The following is a 19263-nucleotide window of genomic DNA, read 5'->3' on the forward strand; positions in this document are numbered from 1 at the left end:
CCCTAGCCCGAGGGCTGGGCGGCGCGCGCGAAGAACAGCCGCGTGATGGCGTCGCTGTCCAGCGGCTCGCCGCTTAAAGTGCGCAGCAATATCTCGGTGCCCAGCAGCTGCAGCGAGAACACCATGTCCGGGTTCACGCTCTTGATCTTCTGCAGGTGGGTGGTGGTATTGGCCAGCGCCACCGTGCGCGTCGCCGGCCCGGCGACCTCTTTGGCGGCCAGCACGATGAAAGCATTCTCGGCATCGTCGCTGCGCAGTGCCAGCACATATTCCGCATGTGCCGCCCCGGCCCCGCTCAGCACCGCGGCATCGGTGGGGTCGCCTTCAATGAGATCGGTGTCGGCGGGGTAGCCGTGCGCCACGCCTTCGGGCACGAGCACCGTCACGTTGTGGCCGCGCTGGCGCAGGCCTTCATAGACACTTTGCGCCAGCGGCGTCGCGCCGGCGATGATGATGTGGTTCTTTCTCATGACGTTGGACAGCCGCCCCTTGAGCACGCGTTTCAGGTTGCCGCCTATGATAGGCCCGACGATGGCGCTGACAGAAGTGGCGAACACCGTAATGCCGAGGATGATAATGGAAGCCGAGAACAGGCGCGCCGCCGTGGTCTGAGGGGTGATGTCGCCGTAGCCCACGGTGGACATCGAGACGATAGAGAAATACAAAGCGGTGGCGGTGTCGTGGATCTTCGGCTGGAAGTCTTCGCCCAGGTACAGGCTGCCGAATACGGCGTAGATCAGCAATGACACGATGCTGAGCACCGCGAACAGCGAACCCGCCGCCAGGCTGGATCGGTCGAACTGCCGCCAGTAGGCCACCAGCAGGCATACCAGCAGCAGCGTGTAGGCGGCCAGGCCCACATGACCGTTGGCCTGCCACAGCGACAAGCTGCCCACGGCAATCAGCAACAGCAAGGAAAATACCCAGGCAATGCGCGCGCGCAGGATCAGGCCCAGAGCCATGAGCTGCAGGCCGGCGCCCAGCATCAGCCGCGGCAGGCCCGCCAGGCCCGACTGCAGCAAGGCATTCAAGTTGTCCATCGCCAGCCAACCGCGCCAGCCATGCACCGGCACCTGCCTGACCGCGGACAAGCCGGGCTGCAGGAACAGGTAGCCGTCGATCACCACGAGCACAGCCAGGATCCAACCCAGCGGCGCGCCGCCCAGGGCGCGTGCGAGCCGGTTGCGGACAAGTTGCAGCTTCAAGGCGCTCCTCTATATGCAGTGGCAGGGTTGCAGCGAGTTTAGCGCAAGCCGTATGGATATATGGATGGCGGGGCGTGTGGATGACGGCACCGAGCCGAGGACGCTGGGCGGGCAGTGCCGGGCGGACTCCGGCTCGCTCACCGGCCGCAGCGGATTGATCGGTTGAACCTGGCCGTACTCTCAGCGGCCTCACCTGGGCGGCCCCACCTCGCCGGCCGCACCTAGGCGGCCCCACCTGTTAACATCGACCACTCGCCTGACCGCGAACATCCATGGACGCATCGCCCGACACTCCGCGCAATTTTCCCGACCCGGCCGAAGGCCGCCGCAGCACCCTGACCAGCATCGCCGTCAACAGCGGCCTGATCGTGGTGCAGGTGGCGGTCGGCATGCTGGCCCACTCGCAGGCCCTGGTGGCCGACGCGGTGCACTCGCTTTCCGACGTGGTGTCGGACGTAGTCGTGCTGGTGGCCGGCAAACACGGCCTGAAGGCACCGGACGCCGACCATCCTTATGGCCACCGGCGCTTCGAGACCGCCGCCTCGCTCATGCTGGGCGCGCTGCTGGTGATCGTGGGCGTGGCCATGCTGTGGAATGCCTTCACGCGGCTGCAGCACCCGGCCGATCTGCACACGGTCGGCGTGGCGGCCCTGGCAGTGGCCCTGCTGGCCCTGTGCGTCAAGGAATTGCTGTTCCGCTACATGCTGCGCATCGCGCGGCGGCTGCGCTCGTCGCTGCTGGCGGCCAATGCCTGGCATGCGCGTTCCGACGCGGCATCGTCGCTGGTGGTGGCGGCCGGCATCGTCGCCAACCTGGCGGGCTTTCCCCTGGCCGATCCACTGGCGGCGCTGATCGTCGGCATCATGATCGCCCGTGTCGGCGCCAAGTTCTTTCTCGCCGCCTTCAACGACCTGATGGATCGCGCCGTCGACGCCCGGGACGAGGAACGCATTCGCGCCCACCTGGCCTCTACGCCCGGCGTGCTGGGCGTGCACCGCCTGAAGACGCGCAAAATGGGCGACATGATCTGGGTGGAAGTGGATCTGGAAATGGACGCTTCGCTCACCATCGCCCAGGGCCATGCCATCGCCGAAGAAGCCCGCAAGCGCGTCATGCAGCACGAGCCCGTGCTGGACGTGATGACGCACTTCGACCCGGTATGGTCGCGGCAGACGCCCGCAGACGACAACAGGCAGGCCAGCAACCCCGACGCTAAGCCCCCATTGCGGCCAGCGGCTCGACGCTGATCCGGCAGCGCGCCACCTCGGTCTGGCCCGGCTGCAGCCAGCGCAGGCCCTGGCCGTGATGGATCGCATCGGGCAGCCCGAGCCAGGGCTCTATGCAATAGAAATCGGCGCTGTCGCTTTCCGTCCAGGTGGTTACCGCGTACCAGGGACACGGCGTATCGGCCAGGTCGAATGAGACGCGCCGGCCCTGCCAGGGCATGTCCAGATGCACCGGCCCGGCTTGGCGCAGTACGTGGAATCGATCCAGCAGTTGCGGATCGGAAAGCGCACAGCGGCTCGGGCCCGGGCGCGGCGCGGTCACCCCGCCATGGGGCAGCGCCTCTTGCACCGTGCTGTCGGGCAAGTGCAGCACGCAGTCGCCGCGGCGCGCCGCCGGCACGGCAAGATAGAAATGATGCCCCGGGTAGTAAGGCATGGGCGCGTCGCCCGTATTGGTCGTTTCCAGGCTGCTTTCAAGCGCGGCGCCCTGCAGGCGGAAGCGCGCCGTGAACGCGAAACCGAAGGGGTACATGCGGCGTGTGGCGGCATCGTCGCGCAGCGTCATGGCGATGCCCTGGCCATCGGCATCCACCGCGTGCTCGAACGGCAGGTCGCGCGCAAAGCCATGCATGGGCAAGGCGCGCACCACGCCGGCGGCATCCTTCCAGTAGCCCAGTTTGCCATCGACATAATGCCGGGCGATGAAGGGAAAGAGCAGCGGATCGCCGCCGCGAAAATGATGCGGCGGCGCCCAGTCCGGATCGCGCGGCCAGTGGATGACGTCGCGGCCGTCCACCGTCCACTTCATCAACAGGCCGCCCATGGACGGGGCAAACTCGGCATGCGCCTGCGCATTGCTCAGGCGTACGATTTGCGGGGCTTCGGGGCTTACGGCCATGGTGGTTCGTCCTCGTGCTTGCCTTGCATGCCGGCGGCATCGCACCCAAAGCCGCGCCCGCCGGTCGAGCCACTATAGCGCCCGTCTGCAGGAAATGTCCACGCCGACAGGCAGGCGTGGCACCTGGCCGTGCCGAACCCCATCCGGGCCGGCAGCACTGGGCCGCAAGCGCCCCCCAAACCGGGAATGCCGACGGCAAGCGGCAAGCAGCAAGTGGCAAGTGGCAAGTGGCAAGTGGCAAGTGGCAAGCAGTAATATGAATCGTCTGCAGTGAATTGTCCGCAGCGAGCGCATCACCCGATGCCGGCACCGGATCACCGCAAGAAGGCAAGGCCTCATGAACATATCCATACCCCCGGCCCCGTGGCAGGTACAGCAGTGGCTGAACACCCCCGAACCGATCACGCTGGCCGGCCTGCGCGGCCGCGTCGTGCTGGTGATCGCCTTCCAGATGCTCTGTCCCGGCTGCGTCAGCCGCGGCCTGCCGCAAGCCTTGCGCGCGCACAGCTTATTTGCCGACAGCGATCTCGCGGTGATCGGGCTGCACACGGTTTTCGAGCACCACGAGGCGCAGGGCTCGCGGGCGGCGCTGGCCGCATTCCTGCATGAATACCGCATAGGCTTTCCGGTGGGCATCGACGCGCCGTCGGCATACGGCGGACTGCCGCAGACCATGCAGGCCTATAACATGCAAGGCACGCCCACCACCTTGCTGATCGACCGCAAGGGCCAACTGAGGCTGCAGCACTTCGGCCATCTCGAAGACATGGAACTCGGCGCCGCCATCGGGCGGCTGCTGGAACAGGGCACGCAAGGCTGAGCCGCCCGGCCTCGGACGCGAACGGCAAGCAACTGGCGGCGGGAGTTTTTACAGACAGCCATCGCACGCCGGGCATTCCATTTGCCATCGGCAAATCAACTGGCAGCCATGCCGCTTGTTGCTGGCAAGCCGCAAGCGGCCTTGCCGCACTCGGGGCCGCGCTGGTAAAATGCGTGTACTTGCCGCCTGCGCATACCGCCATCACCATGGCAGCCACAGCGTCGCGGCAGCATCCGTTTTTCTTCACCGTCAACCATCGCACAGGGAGGTGCCGTATGTCCGTTCCGGATTCCGCCGACCCTCGCGCCACTGCACGACACCCGCTGCCTCAGCTTTAGCTTCAGTGTCGTCCGCGCGGGTTCGCCGCGTCACGGTTTTTCAATAGCCGCCGCCAGCGCACCCACGCCTGCTCTACCCGAGCGTCCAACAAGTCCTTCGCCCGCGGGCTCGTGCCGCGGGCCTTGGCTGTCGCTGCTTCTTTTTATTCATCACATGGAAACCCGCAGGCCGCGCGCCGCCGGATCCCGATATATGGTTCGCAAACAACTCGACTTCCGCGGGCAAGTCTTCAAGAAAGTACTGGGCTACACCTTCCGCCACTGGCGCAGGCAGCCCTGGCGCATCGGCGCCATAGCGCTGCTCGCACTGCTGTCGGCCGTGGCCGACGTATTCACGCCGCTGTTCGCCGGCCGGCTGGTCGACGCATTGGCCGCGGGCCCGGCCGGCAAGGCCGCGGCCTGGGACGCCGCCTGGTCGGCGTTCTGGCTGCTGGTCGCCCTGGGGCTGGGCGGCACGGTGCTGCGCCAGCTGGGCTTCATGAACATCATCACACTGACGCTGAAGATGATGAGCGAGATCGCCGCGGGCGCCTTCCACCGCGTGCAGCGCCTGTCCACCGACTGGCACGCCAGCAGCTTCGCCGGTTCTACCGTGCGCAAGATCACGCGCGGCATGTGGGCGCTCGACCTGCTCAACGACACGCTGCTGATCGCCCTGCTGCCTTCGCTTGCGATGCTCGCCGGCGCCACGCTGCTGCTGGGCGCGCACTGGCCCGTCATGGGCCTGGTGGTCGGGCTGGGCGCGCTGCTGTACATCACCGTCACGGTCGGGCTGTCGCTGGGCTTTGTGGCGCCGGCCGCGCAGCTGGCCAACGCCTGGGATACCCGCATGGGCGGCGCGCTGGCCGACGCGGTCACCTGCAACGCCGTGGTCAAGGCCTTCGGCGCCGAGACCCGCGAAGAGGCGCGCCTCGGGCGGGTCATCGGCAAGTGGCGCGTGCGCACCCGCCGCACCTGGGTGCGCGGCACCCTGAACGGCGGCGCGCAGGGCGCGATGCTGGCGGCCATGCAGGCCGCCATACTGGGCGCGGCGCTGTGGCTGTGGGCCGCGGGGCGCGCCAGCGTGGGCGACATCACCTTCGCGCTGTCGATGTTCTTCGTGCTGCAGGGCTACCTGTACGACGTGGGCATGCACATCCGCAATCTGCAGCGTTCGGTCAACGACATGGAAGAACTGGTAGAGCTCGAAAGCCTGCCGCCCGGCGTGGCCGACAGGCCTGGCGCACGCGACCTTGCGGTGACGCGCGGCGAGATCCGCTTCGAGCACGTCGGCTTCGGCTACGACGCCCAGGGCCGGCGCGGCAAACCGCTGTACCAGGACTTCTCGGTGCGCATCGCACCGGGCGAGCGCATCGGGCTGGTGGGGCATTCCGGCTCGGGCAAGACCACCTTCATCAAGCTGGTGCAAAGGCTCTACGACGTGGATTCCGGCGCCATCACGATCGACGGCCAGGACATCGCCCAAGTCACGCAGTCGTCGCTGCGCAGCCGCATCGCGATCGTGCAGCAGGAACCTCTGCTGTTCCACCGCACGCTGGCCGAGAATATCGCTTATGCCCGGCCCGGTGCCAGCCGTACCCAGATCGAGCAGGCCGCAAGACTGGCCGGCGCGCACGAGTTCATCGCCGCGCTGCCGCAGGGCTACGAAACGCTGGTGGGCGAGCGCGGCATCAAGCTCTCGGGCGGCGAGCGCCAGCGCGTGGCGATCGCCCGGGCCTTCCTGGCCGACGCCCCCATCCTGATCCTGGACGAGGCCACGGCCAGCCTGGACAGCGAAAGCGAAGCCTTGATCCAGCAGGCCATGGAGCGCCTGATGGTTGGCCGCACCACCCTGGTGGTGGCGCACCGCCTATCGACGGTACGCGCGCTCGACCGGCTGCTGGTGCTGGACAAGGGCCGGATCATCGAGGAAGGCACGCACGACGAGCTGGTGCGCCGCAAGAACGGCGTGTACCGGCGGCTGTACGAACGCCAGGCGCTGTCGCTGGCCGAGACGCCCGCGGCAGCATCCAACGGCACCGCGGGATGGGACTCAGCGGCACAGGCAAACCACGCGATTGCCTGAGGGCTGATGCACCATCACGTCCATGTCGATGTCGTACACGGACTTCAGTACGGCGGGCTGAAGTATTTGCTCGCCCGAACCGACGGCCACCACCCTGCCCTGGCGCAGGGCCACAAGCTCGTCGCAATAGCGCCCGGCCATGTAGACGTCGTGCAGAATCACCACCACGCCCAGGCCGCGCTGCTTGCACAGATGCCGCAACAGCGCAAGCACTTCGACCTGGTGGCGGATGTCCAGCGCCGAAGTGGGCTCGTCCAGCACCAGCACGTCGGCCTGCTGCGCCACCAGCATGGCAAGCCAGGCGCGCTGCCGTTCGCCGCCGGAAAGTGTATCGACCAGGCGCTGCGCCAGGCTGCCCACCGAGGTGATGGCTATGCTGTCCCTGACGCTGTCCCGGTCGGCCTTGCCGGGCGCCCCGAACACCCCCTGCCAGGGGTAGCGCCCCAAGGCGACCAGCTCGGCGACAGTCAGGCCTACGGCCGGGGGAATCTGTTGCGGCAGGTACGCCACCATGCGGGCGAACTGCCTTGCGGCAATCGACCGCGCCGGCCGGCCGCGCACCCGCAGCTCGCCGCATGACGGCGCGGCCTGGCGCGCCAGAATCCGGCCCAGCGTCGACTTGCCGGAACCATTGGGGCCGATAATGCCCACCATCCGGCCGGCCCGCACCGCCAACTGCAGCGGCTGCAATATGGTGCGCCCTTCGAGCTCGAACCCGACCTGCGCGGCCTCCAGCAGCACCGGAGCGTCGGGCTGCGGATCCTGCCGCCGCGGCGCGCCTCGATCCGACGTGGCTGCGCTCATCCCGCGGCCCTCGCAGCCCGCGGCTCCGCCGCAACAGTATCGATCGCCCGGATCCGGCCATCGCTCATGTGCACCACCCGATCGGCAACATGAAAATACCGGTCGTCGTGCGAAATGACCACGAGCGTACGGCCCTCGCGCTTGAGGCCGGGCAGGATTTCCGTATAGAAGATGCGGCGAAAGGCCGGATCCTGGTCGGCCGCCCACTCGTCGAACACCAGTATCGGCCGCCTGTCCAGATACGCGTGCACCAGCGCCAACCGCTTGCGCTGGCCCGTGGAAAGATCCACGGTGGAAAAGCGCCCGTCCTGCACGACCACCTTGTGGCCGAGTTCGAGCCGCTCGAGGTAGCCCGCGGCCTCGGCCGCCTGCTCGGGCCGCAGCACGATGTCGTCGAAAAGATAATAGTCGGAGAACACGGTGCTGAACATTTGCCTGTAGTCGTCGCGGGTGTCGGCGACCACCGGTACGCCATCCCACAGAATCAAGCCGTCGCGGGGTTCGTACAGCCCCAGCAGCAGCTTGATGAGCGTGGTCTTGCCGCTGCCGTTTTCGCCCACCAGGAACAGCATCTCTCCGGGCCGGATATCCAGATCGACCGGCCCCAGCGTGAAGCGGCTCGCGCCCTCGTCCGCGGGATACGAATAGGCGACCCGGCGCATCGAGATCATACAGGGGCGCGCGGTTTCGGGGCCCGGCTCCGTATCGACGAACAGATTCGCCTCGGAATTGGAAAAGCGCCGCGACAGCTCCGCCACGCGCCGCACGGCCACCTGCGCCTGCCCCAGCAAAGGCAGCGCGCTGATCAGCTGCGCCAGCGGCCCCTTGACGTAGAGCAGCACGATGACGAAGCCCGACACTACCGGCTCGGACGCCGACAGCGTGCCGTGCAGGGCCAGCACCAGGCCGATGACCACGAAGAACAATGCGGAGCCGAACGCATTGGCCGACATGAAAATGCGCATGGCGCGCACGCGCAGGCTGCGGATGCGCTCGATGGTGACGGCCAATTGCGTATCGCGTATGCGCCTGCGCCGCCTGCGGTCGATGCGCAGCTCCTTGGCGCCTTCAGTGATTGCGCGGTACTGCCGCTGCAGCTCGTCCTGCGCCTCGCGCGCCGCCTCGAACCCGCGCCGCCCGCGCAGCCTGGCCGCCGCGTGGGCCCAGCTGCCGAGCGCGATGGCCGCCACCGCGATCAGGCTCATCGCGGGCGACAGCACGGTCAAGTAGGCGAAGCAGCCGATAGTAATGGCCAGCGCGATCGCCAGACTGGAAAAACCGAAGGTGAAGGTACTGATGATATCGATGTCCTGGTTCATGACGGTGGTGATGCGATGCACCCGGAAACGCTCGATCTCTTCGATCGGCGCCGACAGGATCTTCTGCGTCAGATCCTGGCGCAGCCTGGCCACCACGCTTTGCCCGACGTAGCCATTGCCCAGGTCGGAAATAATTTCTCCGGCGATCGTCACCACGCACAGCGCCGCAAAGGACAACAGCAGCACGGCGGACACCCCAGTTCCCGCATGCAGCGCCCGGTTCACCGTGGCCAGCAGCCACACCGTGGACAGGCCGCTGGCCGCCCCCATGGCCGTGGCCAGCAACGCCACTTTCCAGAAAGGCCTGAGCAGGCTCGTGATTTCCCGCAACAGCGACGTCTGCGCCGGGCCGCGGGCCTGGGTATCGGACACACTCACTTCATTCTCCACAATAGCCATAGGAAAAAAGGGCCGCCCAGCAGCATGGCGACCAGCCCGCCGGGAATCTGCCAGGGAAAGGCAGCCATGCGCCCTACCCAGTCGGCAAGCACCATCAGCACGGCGCCGGCCAGGGCCGAGCCGCTCAATTGCGCGCCGGGGCGCCGAAGCCCCAGTCCGTGCACCAGGTGAGGCGCGAGCAAGCCCACGAAGGTCAGGGGGCCGACCATGATCGTTGCGCCGGCCGTCATCACAGCGATCACAGCAAGAAAATACAAGCGCGCCAGCGGTACCCGCAGGCCCAGCGAGCGGGCCGCCGGCTCTTCCAGGGATAGAATCACCAGCCAGCGCCGCGCCGCCGCGGCCAAGGCGAAGCCGGCCGCCAGCAGCAGCGCGCCCGGCCATATGGCCGACAGCGTCGCGCGGTAGGTCGAACCCGACATCCAGGTCAGCAGCATGACCGCGCGAGGATCGCCGCCCGACAGCAGATAGGCGGCGCAGGCGCTGAACAGCGTCGACAGCACCACGCCGACCAGCAACAGCCGCTGCGGCGCAAAGCCCGAACGCCAGTTCAGCGCCACGATCACGCCCAGGCCGGCCGCGGCCCCCAGCACCGACGCGGCCAGCATGCCGGCCGGCTGCAGGCTGTCCGCCAGCAGCAAGGCCGCTATCACCCCCAGCGACGCACCGGAAGAAATCCCCAAGACCTCCGGGCTCGCCAGCGGATTGCCGGTCAGACGCTGCAACAGCGAGCCGGCCAGCGCCAGCATGGCGCCGGCAATGCCCGCCGCCAGCACGCGCGGGAGGCGCCATTCCCGCACCAGGCCCCAGTCGCCCCACCCCGCCCAGGCCCAGCCATGCATCGTGCGCCCCAGGCACAGGCCGGCCGCCACGCTTGCCACGCACGCCAGAACCAACAGCGCCATCACTTGCCGCGGCTGCAAGCCGCGCTGCAATACCAGGGACTCGTCCGCGCCGGGCGGCTCCAGCAACGCGATGCGCCGCCGCAGCAGCAGCCATAGCAATAGCGGCGCGCCGACCAGGGCGCAGGCGCTGCCGGTGGGAATCGCCCAGGCTACCTGCCCCACCAGCTGTACGGCCTGGTCGGCCGCCCACAGCAACAGCGCCCCCAGCAAGGGCGCCGCCAGCAGGCCCTGGCGGAAGGTGCGCGCGCCCAGCATGCGTGCGAGATTGGGCGCCATCAGGCCGATGAAGCCTATGACGCCGACCGCGGCGACGCTGGCGGCACTGGCTGCAACCCCCAGGGCTATGGCCGCGAACCTCACGGCAGGCACGCGCACCCCCAACGCCGCGGCCCGCGCGTCATCCAGCGTCAGCATGGCCAGCGGCCGCTGCAGCAGCCCTGCGCACACGCCCAGAACGGCCAGCTGCGGAATCAGGCGCAGGGCATCCTGCCAGCCATTCTGCACCAGCGACCCCGTCTGCCAGATGAACAAGTCTTTCAGGCTTTCGTGATGAGTCAGCGTCAGTGCCGCGCCCGCAGCGCCACAGAACAGCGCGACGACGAGGCCCGCCAAGATGACATTGAGCGCGGCGAACCTGGATTTCCACGCCACCGCCACCACCAGCGCGCAGGCGCCCGCAGCACCGGCCAGCGCCACGGCCTCTGACCCCCAGGCCAGCAGCCCGGGAGCATAGAGCATGGCTGCCGCGAGAGCCAGATAGGCGCCCGAGGAAACCCCGATGATCGCGGGGTCGGCCAAGGGGTTGCGCAGCGCTTGCTGGAACAGCATCCCGGCCAGGCCGAGCGCGGCACCGACCAGCCAGCTCATGGCGATACGCGGCAGCGCCACCTGGCTGAACACCAGGCCCTCGACCACGCCGGGCGGCCGCCCGGCCAGTATGTCCATCCAGGCCGAAGGCGGCGCCGCCTTGGCCAGCGTGTGCAGGGTCAGCAACAACAATGCCATGCCCAGCACCGCGGGCATGAGCCAGTTGATGCGCGGCAAAGCCTGCGCGGCCGCAGCCGGCGGCCCGCCCGCCTGGCGTAGCGCGGCATCTCCTTCATGAGAGGAAGCGCCGGCCTTCGGCGGCCGCACGGGCATATTCATGCTCGCGCTCCAACGGGGCCGCTCATGACCCGGCTCACTATCCGTGCGCAGCGCAAGGCCGAGGGAATGCCGCCTAGCGCGTAGAAAGGCGCGATGGCCGCCGCCCTGCCGCCGGCGACCGCAGGCAGGCCGCGCCACAGGGTGCTGCCACGCAAGCGAGCCTCGGCGCGCTGCGTCCTGGGCCCCTGATCCAGGTACAGGATGGCCGCCTGCGGATCCGCGGCCAGCTCGGAAATTCCCACCAGGCTATTTCCGTAGAGCGAGGTCTTGGCTATCCAGGCATTGCGCAGGCCCAGCCGCGCGAGCAGCGCATCCACCCAGCTGCCCTTGCCATACACGTAGGCCTGCGCCCCGCTCTCACTGAGCACGGCAACGTATAGCGGGCGCCGCGGCCGCGCTGCCAGCGCGGCACGCATGCCTTCGATCGAGGCATCGAACTCGCTCAATCGCCTTCGAGCCAAGTCGTCGCGCCCCACGGACTTGCCGACCTGCAGCAGCAGTTCGCGTATGCGCCGGTAGGGAGCCCGGCGCGCATCGATGACGGCGGCCGTTACGGTCGGCGCGATCCGGCCGAACAAGGACTGCATGCCCGACTGCCAATTCGAGATGTAGATAAGGTCGGGGCGCAGCGCCGCCAGCAGTTCCAGATTGGGTTCACTGCGCGCCCCCAGGTCGACGGTTGCCGCGGGCAGTACGGGTTCGGGCAGCCAGCGCCGGTATGTGGCCAGCTCGGGCACGGCCAGCGGCATGTGCCCGAGCCACGCCAGAGTCTCGGCCGAGGCCCAGTCGATACAGGCGACTCTGGCCGCCGGTGCGGCCAGTGCGCGGCGCGGCGCAATGCCAACAAGCCCTTGCGCCGCGGCAAACAGGCACAGGCGCCGGCGCCGCGAGGCATGGGCCCGCTCGTTTTCAAGCGATTCCGCGGCCCGGACGCCCGAGCCCGGCACGGCGGCGTGCCCGATATGCATGCGCGGCGGCTCCGTCAGAAATTCACCGTGGCCGACAGCAGATAGGTGCGCGGCGTGCCGCGCGCCAGGCCGAAGCTCGAGGTAGCGGCAGCCCAGTAGTCCCGGTTGAAGAGGTTTTCCACTCCGGCGCGCAGTGTCACGTCGTGGCCGGCGACCCGCGTCTTGTAGCGCGCGCCGATATCCACACGATCCCAGCTTGGTATCTTCTGCGTGTTCGTCACGTTGTAGTACTGCGACGAGGTGTAGATATAACGCGCCGACAAGGTCAGGCCCGCCAGGTAAGGCACGTCCCACTCCGCACCCACGTTGAGCATGGTGTCGGGCACGCCGACGGCCTTGTTGCCGTCGTTCGCGCCGCCCGCCGTGCTGGTCAGCTTGCCGTCGATGAACGATACCCCGCCCAGCAGCCGCACCCCGCGCGCCACCTCGCCGAAGGCGTTGAGCTCGACGCCGCGGTTGCGCTGCTCGCCGTCCATCCGGTACAGATTGGCCGCGGTATCGACAAAACCGCTGGGCTGCTTGATCTCGAAATAGCTCAATGAGCCGCCGTAGCGGCCGAAATCGACCTTGGCGCCCACCTCATATTGTTCGGATTTGACCGGCGCAAAAGCCTCGCCCGCGTTCGCCACCGAAACCGGCGCAATCGGCCCCTGGCTCAGGCCTTGGGTGTAATTGGCGTACAGCGACAGCGGCTCCAGCGGTTTGACGACGACCGCGAACGCCGGCGTATACGCGCCCTGGTCATAGGTGCTGGTCTGCGCGCCGGTAAGCGCGCTGTAATTGGTGACCTTGACGTTCTGGTGGCGTATGCCCGCCGTGAACTGCAGCCGATCGTCGAGCATCGATATGGTGTCCGCCAGGGCGACACTATTGAGCACACTGTGCATGGTGCGCGGCGCACTGCTCTTCAGGCCGGCCAGGCCGGGCTGGGGCACCGCTATGGGATCGTACAGATTCGAACCGCTGTACGTGCCGGCCACCTGCGCCAGGACGCCGAAGTCGGTGTCCAATGTGCTCGCGGAAAAATTCAGCGTGTGATGCAGCGGGCCGGTATCGAGCTTGCCGGTCAGGCCGCCCAACAGTGTCCAGGTGTTCGAATAGGTCGGCTGATAGTATTCAGTGGCCCGGAAATCGCCATTCCCGTTCTGCAGATACATGAAATTGTATAGGCCCAGGAAGTCGTTGCGGCGCCCGCCCGCCGTGGCATAAGCGGTCAGGTTGGGCGCGAGATCCACCTCCCCGTGCACCATGCCGAAGGTGTCTTCCGATTTGGCGTAATACCACGACTGCCCGGGGTTCAAGGTGCCGCTGGGCGCGGCCGGAATCGTAAAATCGCCGCTGGCGGTGTAGATGGGGCGGCTGGGGTTGTCTGCCCTGAAGTTCTGATAGCCCACATCGGCCGACAGGCGGTAGTGGTCGCCGCGATAGTCCAGGCCCAGCGCCGCCGAGCCGACGCGCAGGCTCTGGTCGTCGACGCCCGTATCGCCATTCTGGTACGTTGCGTTGAAGCGGATGCCCAGGCGCTGCTCGTCGCCCAGGCGGCGCCCCAGATCGATCTGCGTGCCGAACTGGCCATTCGACACATAGCTTTCAGTAACCTGGGCGATCGGCTTGTCCGTGGCGCGCTTGGTCACCAGATTGACCGTGCCGCCGACCGCGCCCGAAGGAGCCATGCCATTGAGAAAAGCACTGGGGCCGCGCAGCACTTCCACTCGCTCGAACATCCCGAGGCTGTTGGTCAATTGCGGCGGCACAATGCCGTATACGCCGTTGATGGCCATGTCCTGGCCCTGCACCGGAAAGCCGCGTATCGCGAACTGGCTGCTGTAGCCGCTGTCCGACCACACGGTGCGCACCGAGGCGTCGTTCTTGACCACATCGTTGATGCTGCGCGCCTGCTGATCCTGCATGGTTTGAGCGGTGTAGCTGGTGACGCTGAACGGGGTGTCCATATAGTCGCGGTTGCCCAGGATGCCGAGCGAACCGCCGCGCGCCACCTGGCCGCCCGCGTAGGCCGGGGGCAGATCGCCACGCAGCGGCTCGTGGATGCCCACGACCCTGACGGCGGACAAGGTCTGCACCGCAGCGCCGCCAGGCCCGGCATCAGCCGCCCCTGTGCTCGCGGCCGCCGCAGCCCCGGCCGGCTGAGCCGCCTGGGCCTGCGCCGCGGCGCTCCAGCACAGGGAAAGAGACAGAAACAGCAGCGAAAATCCCGGTACGGCCGGGATACGTGTCGAGTGCATGCTCGAAGCTCCAATGAATCGCCGCGACGGAATCGTGCGAGGCTTTAACACAGAAATGCGAATTGTTATTATTATTAAAGCCGTCAACACACAAAACAGGTGGCCAAATACGTATGCAGGCACGCCAATTTTTGGCGTCTATAAATACTTTTCGGCAAATAGCACTTCATAATGGACAACATCTGGCGACAGCGATTCTCCAGCGGCTACAAGCGCCTGGCGCGCCCCATCATGGCCACCAGCACCGATCACGCGCACAGCCATCGGCTTATCTGGCACAGCCACGAACACGGCCAGCTGGTGCATGCTGTCACGGGCATCGTGCGGGTGCTGACGCCCCAGGGCGCCTGGACGGTGGCCCCGCGCCAGGCGCTGTGGATCTCCCCGGGCACAGACCACGAGCTGCACATGATCGGCAAGGTGTCGATGCGCGGCCTGCGCATCGAGCCCGACACCGCCTCGTGGCTATGGCCGGAATGCCGCCTGATTCGCGTCGACCCGCTGCTGCGCGAGCTGATCCTGGGCATGCTGGAAGACCCGGCGGAATATGAGCCCGACAGCAATGCGGCGCTGATCGTGCCGCTGCTGCTGCGCAAGCTGCGCGATGCCGAGGCCGTCGCACACGGCAAGCTGCCGCTGCCCCGCGACAAGCGCCTGGTGAAAATCTGCGAAGTGCTGATATGCTCGCCCGCCAACAACGACCCCATGACGCTGCTGTGCGATCGCGTCGGAACCAGCGTACGCACGCTGAATCGGCGCTTCAAGGAAGAAACCGGGCTGACGTTCGGCCAATGGCGCCAGCATCTGCGGCTGACGGAAGCCGTGTGCCAGCTGTCGCTGGGCCAATCCGTCAACAGCGTCGCGCGCGACATGGGCTATGCCACGGCCAACGCCTTCAGCGCGATGTTTCGCCGCACCTTGGGCGAGCCGCCGCAGCGCTACCTGCGCTCGTCACGTATTTGAACTTTCAAGTGGCGGGCCGTGCCCGGCATGCCCGGGAATGCGTCGGTGCCGCGCGCCTTGCACAGCAGCCCGACGGACGGCGCCGCCGCGACTCAGCCGTACCAGCCGATCAGATCCGACCCTACCATCAGCGCCGCGCCGGCGCCGATCACGATCAAGGGATTGAGCTTGGTGCGCAGCATCAGTGCTGTAGATACAATGGCAATACTACGCGCCGCCCAGCCGCCTTCCAGCGCCAGGAACAGCACATAGACCGCGGCCATGATCATGCCCGCCGCGACGGGGCGCAGGCCGGTCTCCAGCGCGATCTGCCAGCGCGCGCCCCGGTGGCGCTTCCATACATAGGCCACGCCATAGATAAGAAAGGCCGTGGGGCCGAAGATGCCCACGGTCGCCACCACGGCGCCCCAGAAACCGCTGACCTGCCAGCCTATCAGCGTCACCAGCAGCGAACCCGGCCCCGGCGCCAGGCGGGCGATCGCAAAGGCATTGAGGAACTGCTGCGCGTCCATCCAGTGATGGACATTGACCACCTGGCGCTGGATCTCGGCCAGCGTCGTCTGGCCGCCGCCCACCGTCACCAGCGACAGCGGCGCAAACACCGAAAACAAATCCCAGAGCGCGTTTTTCATGGTTACCCCCGCCGCCCTACTCGGACTTCAAGCGGCGATACTCGACCGCGATGCTGACGGCGGCCTCGGCCAGCACCACCCATACCAGCGGCCAATGCAGCAGGCCCACCATGACAAAGGTGCTGACCATGATCAGCAACGGGATCAGCCTGCGCGGCACACGCCGCGCGGCCACGATCGCCATGCTGGCCGACAGGCCTATGGCCGCGGCCGCCGCACCGGCCAGCGCGATATTGCTCAGCGGATAGCGCGCCAGCGAGGCGAACAATATGCCCAGCAGCACGATGAAAATCGCCGGCGGCACGATAATGCCCGAAAAGCCCGCCACCGCGCCGCGGGCACCGGCCAGCCGATAGCCTATCCAGATCGCCATGTTCTTGACATTGACCCCGGGCAGCGCCTGGGCCAGCGACAAGCCGTTGAGGAATTCCTCTTCGCTGATCCAGTGCCTGTCCTGCACGAACTCGCGCAGCAGCCAGCCGCTCAGGCCGCCGCCGAAACTGGTCAGGCCTATACGTGAAAAGATCAGGAACAGGCGCCAGGCGGTGGGGTGAGGCGCGGCAGAAGCGGGCTTGAGTGGCATGCGGCAAACGGCGTGAAGCCGGGCAGATGAGTATCGGGCCTGGCGTACGCGCAGACCGCCGATCGCCGCATCTTACTGCAAGACGCCTGACATCCGCCCAAATACGAGCCACTACCTCGTGCAAATGTGAGCCGCCGCCCAGCGTCCTACCTAGCGCCCTTTAGTCCCGAGGCCGAGCGGGCGGCAACCAGAGCGGCGGCAAGGGCAAATACCGCCATCACCGCGACCAGGGCGCGGGGCGTGCCGTCGGACAGCGCTACCAACAACAGCGACGAGACAATACCGCTGCCGTACTGTAGTGACCCGATCAGGGCTGTGGCCGATCCGGCGAGCTGGCGCTCCACGCCATCAAGAGCGGCCGCGGTTGCGCTGGCGGCGATGACGCCGTTCATCGAAAAGAACAGGAACACCAGCACCACAATGGCCGGCAGGCCGCCTATCCGCAGTTCCCAAAAGCCGGCACACGCCAGCATCGCCGCGGCGGCGCCCGCGGTAGCGGCACGCAACAAGGTGTCCAGCCCGAAGCGGCTGACCAGCTTGCGGTTGACAAGACTTATGCTGGTCACGCCCACCATGCTCAGCCCGAACAGCCAGCCGTAATACTCCGGCGCCACGTGGAAATATTCGATGTACACACGCGGAGAGCCTGCGACAAAGGCATAGATGCTGATGTAGTACAAGGTCACGCACAGCACGTAGCGCATGAAAACCGGATTGCCCAGCAAAGTTCGATAGTCGCCGAAGGCTTTGTGCGCCGGCGTCACCGCGCGGCGTTCGGCCGGCAGGGTTTCAGGCAGCCGGCGCAGCGCCAGCAGCATCGCCACGGCCATGAAGGCCAGCAGCCAAAATATGCCGTGCCACGATCCCCAGCGCACGATCTGCCCACCGATCAGCGGCCCGGCAATGGGCGCGACGGCCATGATGACCGTCAGCGTGGAAAGCGCGCGCGCCGCATGGGTGCGGGTGTACAGATCGCGAACCATGGTGCGCGCCAGCATCGGGCCGGTGCAGGCGCCAAAGGCTTGAAAGACGCGCCAGAACACCATCTGGCCCATGGTCTGCGACAAAGCGCAACCCATCGAGCCGACCGCGAACAGCGTCACGCCGATCACCAACGGCCTGCGCCGGCCAATGCGATCGCTGACGGGGCCCCAGAACAACTGAGCAATGGCAAAACCGACCAGAAAGCTGGTGATGGTCAGCTCCGCATCGCCGTGCAGATCGCGCTGCATCGACGGCATGGCGGGCAGATAAATATCGATGGACAGCGAGGTGAAGGCCATCAACGCGCCGAGTATCAACAGCAGGCCCACGTCGCTGGCACGACCTTGCGCCCGCTTATCGCCGGCGCTGTCGGGGATGACAGAGCTCATCAGGATCTGGCGGCCTTCACGGGCAGCGACGCCATGTCAATGACGAAGCGATAGCGAGCTGGATGCAGGCTTCCCAGGGAACCCTGGTTCCTGCAGCAACAATATAGATTGGGAAGCTCCGCATTGCCGGCAGACCACTCGAAGCGCCGGGTCAAGCCGGCGGCAGGCGGACTTCGATGCATATCATTGGGCCAAGATCGACTAAAGGCGTTGATTTTAACAGCGACTCAAGACGCCTCCGAGGCATTCTCGCCACCCATGCCGTCGGCGAGCTGGATCAAGAGGCGATATTGCTCGCCGGAATAATCTTCCTGTCCGCCAACACCTTCAGCCAATGCTTCACGCATGCTTCGGTGTCGTACACCTGCGTGAATCCCGCCTGCTTGATCTTGACGGTGCTCACGAAAGTGGGCGCCGGCAACTGCTTCAGGCCGTAGCCGAAGCGCGCATCCGCCGAATAGTGCGACTGGCCCAGCAGCGCCGCCAGGCTGGTGGGCCGCAGCTCGTGCTTGGCAACGATGCGCGCCCACACGTCCTCGCGGCTGGGCAGGTATTCAGCCAGGCGCAGCGGCTGATCGGGGCCGGGTTCCACGCCCAGGAATTCCGCCAGGCCGGGCCACAGGTCGTGCCAGCTGAAGACCTCGCCATTGGTCAAGTTGTAATGCTCGCCCCAGGCCTGCGGCTCGTCCGCCGCCCATACGGCCGCGGCGCCTATCAACCGCACGTCCACGGCCTCGCGCGGGTAGGCAATGTGGCCCGGATAACAAAAAGCCTTGCCCTCTTCTTTGCACAGCGCGGCATAAATGCCGATGACCGGAATGGTATTCATGGCCACGCCCACATTCGGGCCCAGCACGATGGTGGGACGCAAGATCGTCCAGCCGAAGCCGCACTGGGCGGCCTTTTCCCGGATATAGTCCTCTTGAAACCAATATGAATTCGGATGATCGTCGCGCGCATAGCGTTCACGCGCGGGGATGCGGATGGGATGCAGGTGGGCGCCATACGCCTTGGTGCCCTGCAGCAGCGTCACATGCTGCAGGCGGGCGGCCTGCGCCAGCGGCTCCATCAGGTTGCGGATCATGGCCAGGTTGGTGGACATCTGCTCTGGATCCTGCCAGCCGGCGATCAGTGTCGGTTTTTCGTAGACCGCGGCGTAGACCACATGCGTTACCTGGGTCAGCGGCCTGAAGGCATCCGCGCAAGCCTCGGCATCCTGCAGGTCGACCGGCAGGTGTGTATAGGGCCTGGAGCTGAAGAGTTCGGGGCGCCGCCGGGAAACGGCGATGACGTCCCAGCCCGCATCCAGAAAGGCGTCGACCGCCGCCGCGCCCACCAGCCCGCTGGCTCCGGTAATCAGTACGGTACGTGACACA

General features: G+C 66.8%; 15 protein-coding genes. 4 read left to right on the forward strand and 11 right to left on the reverse strand.

Annotated features, from left to right (window positions below; all coding sequences use genetic code 11):
- Positions 1 to 2: 2 nt before the first annotated feature.
- Positions 3 to 1199, reverse strand: a complete 1197-nt coding sequence (gene kch / locus CEY11_RS08945) for a voltage-gated potassium channel protein (RefSeq protein ID WP_088603236.1) — start codon at positions 1197 to 1199, stop codon at positions 3 to 5.
- A 278-nt stretch (positions 1200 to 1477) separates the two neighbouring features.
- Here kch and CEY11_RS08950 point away from each other — a divergent pair, with 278 nt between their 5' ends.
- Positions 1478 to 2452: a cation diffusion facilitator family transporter gene (locus CEY11_RS08950; protein WP_088603023.1), complete on the forward strand. Its 975-nt coding sequence runs from the start codon at positions 1478 to 1480 to the stop codon at positions 2450 to 2452.
- Here the strand turns inward: CEY11_RS08950 and CEY11_RS08955 are convergent.
- Positions 2418 to 3329 (reverse strand): aldose epimerase family protein, encoded by a 912-nt coding sequence (locus CEY11_RS08955; RefSeq protein ID WP_088603024.1) that lies wholly within the window; start codon positions 3327 to 3329, stop codon positions 2418 to 2420. The two genes, CEY11_RS08950 and CEY11_RS08955, sit on opposite strands and share 35 nt — an antisense overlap.
- Positions 3330 to 3666: 337 nt before the next feature.
- On the opposite strand from CEY11_RS08955, the gene CEY11_RS08960 reads away from it, so the two are divergent.
- On the forward strand, positions 3667 to 4149 hold the full coding sequence (locus CEY11_RS08960; RefSeq protein WP_088603025.1) for a redoxin domain-containing protein: 483 nt from the start codon (positions 3667 to 3669) through the stop codon (positions 4147 to 4149).
- Between the two features lie 531 nt (positions 4150 to 4680).
- Positions 4681 to 6552 carry an ABC transporter ATP-binding protein gene (locus CEY11_RS08965; RefSeq protein ID WP_088603026.1) on the forward strand — a complete coding sequence of 624 codons (1872 nt, stop codon included), beginning with the start codon at positions 4681 to 4683 and terminating at the stop codon, positions 6550 to 6552.
- Here the strand turns inward: CEY11_RS08965 and CEY11_RS08970 are convergent.
- Genes CEY11_RS08970 through CEY11_RS08990 form a run of 5 tightly spaced genes read right to left on the reverse strand, consistent with a single transcriptional unit; the run spans position 6520 to position 14336 of the window.
- Positions 6520 to 7356, reverse strand: a complete 837-nt coding sequence (locus CEY11_RS08970) for an ABC transporter ATP-binding protein (RefSeq protein WP_088603027.1) — start codon at positions 7354 to 7356, stop codon at positions 6520 to 6522. The two genes, CEY11_RS08965 and CEY11_RS08970, sit on opposite strands and share 33 nt — an antisense overlap.
- On the reverse strand, positions 7353 to 9053 hold the full coding sequence (locus CEY11_RS08975; RefSeq protein ID WP_269845271.1) for a cyclic peptide export ABC transporter: 1701 nt from the start codon (positions 9051 to 9053) through the stop codon (positions 7353 to 7355). Before CEY11_RS08975 ends, CEY11_RS08970 begins: the two co-directional genes overlap by 4 nt.
- Positions 9050 to 11125, reverse strand: a complete 2076-nt coding sequence (gene fhuB, locus CEY11_RS08980; protein WP_233154804.1) for a Fe(3+)-hydroxamate ABC transporter permease FhuB — start codon at positions 11123 to 11125, stop codon at positions 9050 to 9052. The genes CEY11_RS08975 and fhuB overlap by 4 nt, the downstream gene beginning before the upstream one ends.
- A complete protein-coding gene (locus CEY11_RS08985) occupies positions 11122 to 12093 on the reverse strand; it encodes an ABC transporter substrate-binding protein (protein WP_088603029.1) in 972 nt (323 codons plus the stop codon). Before CEY11_RS08985 ends, fhuB begins: the two co-directional genes overlap by 4 nt.
- 14 nt (positions 12094 to 12107) lie before the next feature.
- Positions 12108 to 14336 (reverse strand): TonB-dependent receptor, encoded by a 2229-nt coding sequence (locus tag CEY11_RS08990; protein WP_088603030.1) that lies wholly within the window; start codon positions 14334 to 14336, stop codon positions 12108 to 12110.
- Between the two features lie 171 nt (positions 14337 to 14507).
- Here CEY11_RS08990 and CEY11_RS08995 point away from each other — a divergent pair, with 171 nt between their 5' ends.
- Positions 14508 to 15299 (forward strand): AraC family transcriptional regulator, encoded by a 792-nt coding sequence (locus tag CEY11_RS08995; RefSeq protein WP_088603031.1) that lies wholly within the window; start codon positions 14508 to 14510, stop codon positions 15297 to 15299.
- 92 nt (positions 15300 to 15391) lie between these two features.
- Here CEY11_RS08995 and CEY11_RS09000 read toward each other — a convergent pair whose 3' ends face one another.
- The 4 genes from CEY11_RS09000 to CEY11_RS09015 all read right to left on the reverse strand — a co-directional run bounded on the left by CEY11_RS09000 (position 15392) and on the right by CEY11_RS09015 (position 19262).
- Positions 15392 to 15931 carry a chromate transporter gene (locus CEY11_RS09000; protein WP_088603032.1) on the reverse strand — a complete coding sequence of 180 codons (540 nt, stop codon included), beginning with the start codon at positions 15929 to 15931 and terminating at the stop codon, positions 15392 to 15394.
- A gap of 16 nt (positions 15932 to 15947) precedes the next feature.
- A complete protein-coding gene (locus tag CEY11_RS09005) occupies positions 15948 to 16514 on the reverse strand; it encodes a chromate transporter (protein ID WP_088603033.1) in 567 nt (188 codons plus the stop codon).
- A 146-nt stretch (positions 16515 to 16660) separates the two neighbouring features.
- A complete protein-coding gene (locus tag CEY11_RS09010; protein ID WP_088603034.1) occupies positions 16661 to 17887 on the reverse strand; it encodes a multidrug effflux MFS transporter in 1227 nt (408 codons plus the stop codon).
- 277 nt (positions 17888 to 18164) lie between these two features.
- A complete protein-coding gene (locus tag CEY11_RS09015) occupies positions 18165 to 19262 on the reverse strand; it encodes an SDR family oxidoreductase (RefSeq protein WP_088603035.1) in 1098 nt (365 codons plus the stop codon).
- Position 19263: the final 1 nt, after the last annotated feature.

This window comes from Candidimonas nitroreducens, from assembly GCF_002209565.1.
Classification (GTDB): Bacteria; Pseudomonadota; Gammaproteobacteria; order Burkholderiales; family Burkholderiaceae_B; genus Candidimonas; species Candidimonas nitroreducens.